5 protein-coding genes and 1 pseudogene are annotated in these 7,024 nt (G+C 66.6%); all 6 read right to left on the bottom strand.

Features of this window, described 5'->3' with window-relative positions:
* Window positions 1-303: 303 nt before the first annotated feature.
* Window positions 304-1,368: a hypothetical protein gene (locus L6E10_RS31780; RefSeq protein WP_236223840.1), complete on the bottom strand. Its 1,065-nt coding sequence runs from the start codon at window positions 1,366-1,368 to the stop codon at window positions 304-306.
* A gap of 217 nt (window positions 1,369-1,585) precedes the next feature.
* Window positions 1,586-1,882 carry a hypothetical protein gene (locus tag L6E10_RS31775; RefSeq protein WP_374237583.1) on the bottom strand — a complete coding sequence of 99 codons (297 nt, stop codon included), beginning with the start codon at window positions 1,880-1,882 and terminating at the stop codon, window positions 1,586-1,588.
* A gap of 704 nt (window positions 1,883-2,586) precedes the next feature.
* Entirely contained in the window at window positions 2,587-3,546 is a 960-nt protein-coding gene (locus tag L6E10_RS31770) for a diacylglycerol kinase family protein (protein WP_236223839.1), read from the bottom strand.
* Window positions 3,547-3,926: 380 nt separating this feature from the next.
* Window positions 3,927-4,951: pseudogene (locus L6E10_RS31765) on the bottom strand (IS3 family transposase).
* 265 nt (window positions 4,952-5,216) lie between these two features.
* A complete protein-coding gene (locus L6E10_RS31760; RefSeq protein ID WP_236223838.1) occupies window positions 5,217-6,209 on the bottom strand; it encodes a polysaccharide lyase family 1 protein in 993 nt (330 codons plus the stop codon).
* A partial coding sequence (locus L6E10_RS31755; RefSeq protein WP_236223837.1) for a polysaccharide lyase family 1 protein occupies window positions 6,206-7,024 on the bottom strand: 819 nt, incomplete at its 5' end. The genes L6E10_RS31760 and L6E10_RS31755, both read right to left, overlap by 4 nt.

Genomic DNA, 7,024 nt, shown 5'->3' with positions numbered 1-7,024 from the left:
GATACCTTGTCGGTCAGCAGTACCAGCCGGTCAACCCGTTCGGGCAGATCTTCACCGCCAAGGTCGGTGCGGGCATGGAGGAACCCGGACCGCTCATGCCCGTTACGTTTCGCGCGACCATGAGCAGATGTGAACGCATGACACCTGGCGTTTCCGCGCGACTTGATCGGTGTGGTACTTGGCCAGCGGCCGTGCTACTCGCTCGCCCGAGTGGCCTGTTGGTCAGCATCAGGCCGGCACGTCGGCTGCCTGGAAGACCAGTGCGCTTGCGGGATTGATCGACTGGCGGGGGTCTCCCGGTGTTCAGGCGGGTGGACTGAGCGTGGTGATCTTCCGCAGCTGAACCCGAAAGCCGTCCGGCGTGTCCTTGTTCAGCGCCGCGGCAAGCTCGTCGAGCAAGTCCCAGTACCGCCACTTGTCCTGCCACTTCAGCGGGATCGACGCGACCCGCACCGCACACATGCGTACTGCTAATCGCATACGAATGACAACGTGCTCTCCATCGTAGGCAGGAGCCTCCCACAGTGCGCTCGCCGTGGACAGTTCCGCGAGCAGTGCAGCGTGTGCTTCTCGTGCGGCGCTGTGCCGGCTCTGCTTGGTGTGTTCCGTCAGCACGCGGTCGGCGCCCATCTGCAAGGCGGCGGCGACCAGCGCGATGACCCCGGTCTTGATGACTTCCTTGACCACTGATTCACCCACGGCGAACGCGCCCGAGGCCGCCGAGGCGAGGGCGATGATCCCGAGCAGGACGAACTTGGACACGAAAGCCAGCAGCCGATCGAGCAACGAGTGGTCTTCGGTGACCATCACCTGCTGCAACTGGCCGCGCAGCCACCTGATCTGCTCCAGCGCTTTTTGCCGTTGGGCGGGGCTGATGCCGCCGTGCCGGGCCAACGAGGTTAGCACGGCCTCGACGCGGTCAGGTGGGAGGTCGAGGAACTCGCCTACTTCCGCCAAGGGCAGAGCGGCGACCGCGGAGATCGCCACGAGATGTGGCATGGCATCCCGCACGCGCTGCCGTGCCCTGCCACGGCCGGTCTGGCGCAAGTAGCGCTCCACGCCGTCCAGCAACACGTCGAGGTCGCGGACGACCCCGACGAGTGCGCTGGTTGCGAGCCGCAGATCGCCGGAGGACCGCGCTGCTGCTCGCTCTTCCTCGTGGTGGAGGAGAAGTTCGAGTACGGGCGGCGCAGCTGCAGCCGTCTGCTCCTCTTGGCGTTGCGGCCGTGAGACGACGGTGTCGTCCTTAGGCGGTGGTGTGGGGAGCTGCTCCGCCGCTTGCCGTGCTTGGGCGACAACCGAGGCGTCTTCTTTCCGCTTCTTGCGGTAAAAATCGTCTTCCCGCCTGAAGGGGGTGGAGTAACTCATCACACTCCTCTCACTGCACGCCCAGCCTACTGATCGACCCCCTGCGGCCGGAGAGAAACGCACTGAACGCACATCGGATGACAGGCAGGCTGACCCGGAGAATTCCCCCGGCCGGCCGCGAACGATGTGGGCCGGACGCCACGAGCGGGACGTTCCACTGGCGCCACGCCGGCAGGGGCGGAGTTCGACGTGGTGCCAAGCAGGAACGCGCCGCCCTTCACTGCACGATAAGGCCGCCGGGCGGATTGCCCCGGCGTAGCCGTCGCTGTTGTGACGGTAGTTGTCGATCTGCACGGTGGCCGAAGGTCGGGGCGTTCATCATGAGTCCGCCGCCGATGTAGAGGCGACGTGGTGGATGTTGCCTGGTGTGCCGTAGAAGACGGGCCGCTCGGCAACAACGCCTGCCCGGCCGGGACGCGCGGACCCGCGTCGAGCTGGGTCTGGGCGGCGCGCGGCAGGTCACTCCAGCAGTGGCGTAGGCGGCCTTGGTCAGACCGGAGCAGTCGAAGCCCATATGGCCACCGTCGGGGCCGTCGCCACCCCACACGTACGGTAGACCCCTTTGACCGCAGGTGTAGTTGATCGCTGCGAGGGTGATGGCGTTGCAGCCGACGCGGGTGACGCCGGCAACGGCGTGGACGGCGTCGTGCGGGTTGCACCGCGAGGCGGATTCGCGCCGTCTGGCGGGATCTGGTGTTTGACGAAGACGCCGTCGAAAGTCGGGGCGAGGAAATGCATCGGTCCGCCGACACCGGCGAGATTCTCGCCCTCGGTCACGCCGCGGGCTTGAGGCGCTTGTGGTCGGTCTCGACTTTGCCGATCGCGGCGAGCACGGTTCAGTCCTGGTCCGGGGCAGCGTGGGGCGGCGATGACGTAGAGCAGGCAGTACTCGGGTGGGATGTCGGCGATCGGTGACGTTGTGCGTGCCGAAACTGCATCCGTGGAGGTTAAGCGGCATGACGGTATTCATGGATGACTCAGCTGAGACGGTCCTGTCGATCTGCGGTGAGGCGGGTTCAGGCTCCTGCGAGGACGAGCTTTGAGACCTCGGTGTCGATGAACCGGGCGAACGAGGTGGTCGGTCGCGCATGAGGGCTCCGCATCTCACCACGCGCAGGTCGTCACGCTCGCGCAGCAACCGCACCAGCACTCCCAAGTCGTCCGGAATGCGGATCACAGCCAGCGACCGACGACAGTTCTCGGACCGGGGCGTCGAGTTCATGCCGGCACCTTGACGACGAGCGCTCCGGGGTTCACCTCGACCTTCAGCGATCTGGTTGTCCCGCAGACTTCTCCGTCGACCTCGAACGGCTTGGTGCGGCTGCTGCGCAACTCCAAGCGCCGGAACCGGAACCGCTCCACCGCCGGCCCGTCCACCCGGCGCGAACCGATCAGGCGCCCCGCCGTGACCAGCCAACCCCTGGCGCGCACGTCACGCAGCAACGCCAAGTCCAGGAGTCCATCGCCGGGATCTGCCTCCGGCAGGAGGGAAACACCGCCCTGCAAGGCGCCTATGTTGCCGACGACAGCCCCGAGCACGCGGCGGGTCAGCCAGCGGCCGTCGTCCAACCGGACGGTCACCCGACTGGCGCCCGACCTCAGACCCTTGAGAACCGCCGGTACATATGCGGGCCACCCCAGCAGGCGCTTCATCCTGGGCGAGGTGTCGCGGACCATCTCCGCGTCCAGACCGATCCCAGCCATGCCGACGAAAGGGCGTCCGTCCAGCAGGCCCATGTCGACGCGGCGGTCCGCCCCGTCGAACGCCGACGTGACGGCGTCCTCCACCCCACTGCCGATTCCCAGGTTCCGGGCCACGAGGTTCCCCGTGCCGATCGGCACGATCCCCATCGCCACCCCGGTGTGCGCCAGCCCGGCGGCCACCGCGTTCACCGTGCCGTCTCCACCACACGCCAAAACCAACCGCGGGTGGTCGCGCAGGGCGAGTGCCGTCACCCCCGTCCCGGCATCGTCACAGGTGGTCTCGAACCACTGCGGCTCGCACCAGCCGCGGTCCCGGGCGGTACGAGATATGAGGTCCCGCAATCCGGAGTGGTCCACCGCGGCGACCGGATGAACGACCACCGCCACACGAAGCCTGTCACGCCATGGATCCACCCGAACCGCCTTCACGAGGTCGACAACGGACCGGATGCCCTGCGACAGGCGAACGTACACGCGGACGTGACACACAAGGCGCTGCGAACGCGGCCGGGCCCCGTCCACAGCGTCACGCCCCGCGTCACCGCCGCGGGTGCGGCAGGCGCCAGCCCGCATTGCTGCGCTCGTCGATCAAGCCATGTCGATGAGAGAGATGCCGTCGCCGCAGCAATTTTGGTGTCGGTGACAACTCTGCTCCCTTGAACCACGCACAGGCATTCGACGCCCGCGGCGATCGACATGGACCCGTCGTGCGAGGAAGATGGGAGGAAATCGGGAGAAGTCAAAGTGTGGCAACAGGATCGAGCTGCGCTCAAGCGCATCCAACCGCACGGGTCTGCTGCACGAGTAGGTGACAGTGGTGACCTGCCCCACCGGCAGGGTTCCAGTCGTTGTGGCTAACTGGCAGCGGCGATGGCGTCGTGGTCCGAGCGTAGTTCGTACTCGATTGGGGTGAGGTAGCCGAGGGCGGAGTGCCGTCGGCGGCGGTTGTGGAAGATCTCGATGTAGTCGAAGATCGCGTTGGCCAGCTCTACGCGGGTCTTCCATCGTTGACGGTTCAGCAGCTCGATCTGCATCGATGACCAGAAGGATTCCATCATCGCGTTGTCGAGTCCGTCGCCGCCGCTTCCGAAGGATGGCAGCAGTCCGGCTGAGCGGATCTTCTCGCCGAAGACCCAGGAGGTGAACTGGGTTCCGTGGTCGGCGTGGACGATGCCGCCGGGCCCGGGGTGCCGGTTGCGGATGGCCATGTCGAGTGCGTTGACGACCAGGGTTGAGTCCTGTGTGGAGTCGATAGACCAGCCCACGATCCGACGGCTGAACGCGCCCAGAACGGCCGCGCAGTAGAGCCATCCCTCTCTCGTCCTGTGCTGGGTGATGTCGGTGACCCACAGTTCGTTCGGTTTCAGTCGGTGGAACTTGCGGTTCACCAGGTCGCCGGCGGTGGCGACGCCGCGGAGCTGTTTGACCCGTGCCGGCCCGGGAAGTCCGTGGATGCCGGCCTGGTTCATCAGCTGCCAGACAGTGCGTTCGCAGACGCCCATGCCCATGCCCAAAGTGAGTTCGGCGTGGATCCGTCGATGGCCGTAGGTGCCGCGTGAGGCGACGTGCACTTCGCGTATCACGCCGGTCGGCCAGCGGCGTCGTAGCTCGGTCGGCGTCGTCGGAGTTCGTGTGGCTTTGTAGTAGTTCTGTCTGGCGACTCCGAGGACGCGGCAGCATCGGTCAATGGGGATCCCGGCGTCGGCAAGTCTGTCGATCACTGGGTAGAACCTCTTGGGCGAGCGCGATCCTGCTTGACCCATTTCGACAGCGTCGCCGAATGGATACCGAGGTCCACCGCGGTCTGCTTCTGTTCTCTGCGAGCTCGAACAAGCGCGACGGCACGCGCTCGGAACTCGGCGGGGTACGCACAGTGCACAGCCTCTCGAACAAGCCGCCAGTTAGCCAACAACTCTGGAACCCATCCAGTAGGGCAGGTCACAAGCTTTAGTCCTTGTCAACGAGACGCTACGGCCAGGTGTCTCACATGTGCGTCGTTGCACCGGCGACCGGGTCTTTCTGCCCTCGTTGCAGCGCCGCTTCGTCGAGGAGATCGACGCCGTCTCGGCCCGTGCGACCACGGTCGTGAAGCTGCCGACGTCGCACTTCCCGTTCCTGTCCGCCCCGGACGACCTGGCCGCCGCTCAGATCTTGCCGGTTCCCGCGCCCTGGGTTACCAGCGCTTTCACGTTCGCCGGAGTGTCCAGGGTGTAGGCGTAGTAGCCGCGCGGGTCCTCCACGCTGCCGCCCACCACCGGTTTGCCGCTGTTGACGTAGACGTTGTCCCGCTCGACGATGCTGCCCTTCGGGCCCGCGTAGCTGTTCGTCATGGGCTCCTCGACGTTCTCGAAGTAGTTGCCCTCGACCCAGCAGCCGGACTTGTTCTGGCAGGCGACGCCCGTGTCGCTGTTGGCGATGTAGTAGTTGTTGAACACGTGGACCGGGTTGCCGAAGCGGGTGCGCGGGTTGCGTTGCGGCGTCCGGTCGAAGAAGTTGTGGTGGTAGGTCACCTTGAGGTGGCCGGTGTCCTGTGCGGCGTTGCCGTCGTCGTGGCCGAGCAGCATGTTCTTGGTGTGGTGGTGGGTGTGGTTCCACGACACGGTCACGTAGCTGGACCCGCGCTTGATGTCGATCAGGCCGTCCTTGCCGGTGGACAGGTCGTTGTGGTCGATCCAGACGTGGTGGGAGAACATCTGCACGTTGATCGAGTCGTCGCTGGCGTTGCGGAACACCAGGTTGCGGATGATCACGTTGTGCACGGCGTTCGCCGGGGGCGTGGTCACCGAGCTGACCGGCAGGCCGATGTTCAGCCCGCCGCCGGTGATGCCGGAGTTCGCGCCGACGCCGATGACCGTCTTGTCCGAGGAGACGTCGTACATGCCGGCCGCCAACGTGATCATGCCCTGCACGCGGACCACGCGCGGGCCGTCGGCCTTGATGGCGGCGGTGAAGTCGGCCGCCGTGGAGACCGTGACCTCCGGTCCTCCGGCGCCGCCGGTGGTCCCGCTCTGGCCGAGTGCCGTCACCGAGGCGAACCCGATGGGCGCGGCCTCGGCGGCGGACGCGGGCGCGGTGGCCACCGGCGTGGCACCGCCGACGAGCACCGCGGCGAGCGCGAAAGCGCTTGTCCTCCTCATGAAGTCCTCCGTTGGACTCGGCCGACGCCCGCGCCCGCGGTGACGAGCGCTGGTACGTCGGCGGCGTGGTCGAGCGAGTAGGCGTAGTAGGTGCGGGGTTCGACGACGGTGCCGAGGGTCTGCGGGGTACCGGAGCCGACGTAGACGTTGCCGCGCTCCACCACGCGGCCCGGTCCGCTCTTGTCGTAGCCGGACAGGACCGGGTGGGCGACGTTCTCGAAGTAGTTGGCCTCGACCAGCACCCCGGCGTCCTCTGTGGACGCGACGCCGTAGAGGGAGTTGCCGCGGTAGTAGTTGTTGTAGACGTGAACGGGCTCGCCGAACCGCACGCGCGGGTGCCGCTGGTCGGTGCGGTCGAAGAAGTTGTGGTGGTAGGTGACGCGCAGCTTGCCGCGGTCGGCGGTGTAGCTGTCGGAGTGGCCCAGCAGCGCGGCCTTGCTGTGGTCGTGGAAGTGGTTCCACGACACCGTGACGTAGTCGGACTGCCGCTTGATGTCGAGCAGGCCGTCGAAGCCGCGCGACAGGTCGCAGTGGTCGATCCACACGTGGTGCGCGGAGTTGGTGACGCTGATGGAGTCGTCCGAGGCGTCGGTGAAGCGCAGGTTGCGGATGATCACGTTGTTGCCGGGACGGGTGGTCGAGCCCAGTTGCAGCCCACCGCCGGTGATCTCGGCGGTGGAGCCGATCCCGAAGATCGTCTTGTTCGCGACGACGGTCAGCATGCCGTCGACCTCGATGCGACCGGACACCGAGATGACGTAGGGCTCCTTGCGCCCGACGTAGTCCCGCAGCGCCTCCGCGGTCGTCACGGTGAC

The organism is Lentzea sp. CC55 (assembly GCF_021056325.1).
Classification (GTDB): Bacteria; Actinomycetota; Actinomycetes; order Mycobacteriales; family Pseudonocardiaceae; genus Lentzea; species Lentzea jiangxiensis.
Note: the sequence above shows the minus strand (reverse complement) of the source record. Positions and strands in the feature narration are given on the sequence as shown.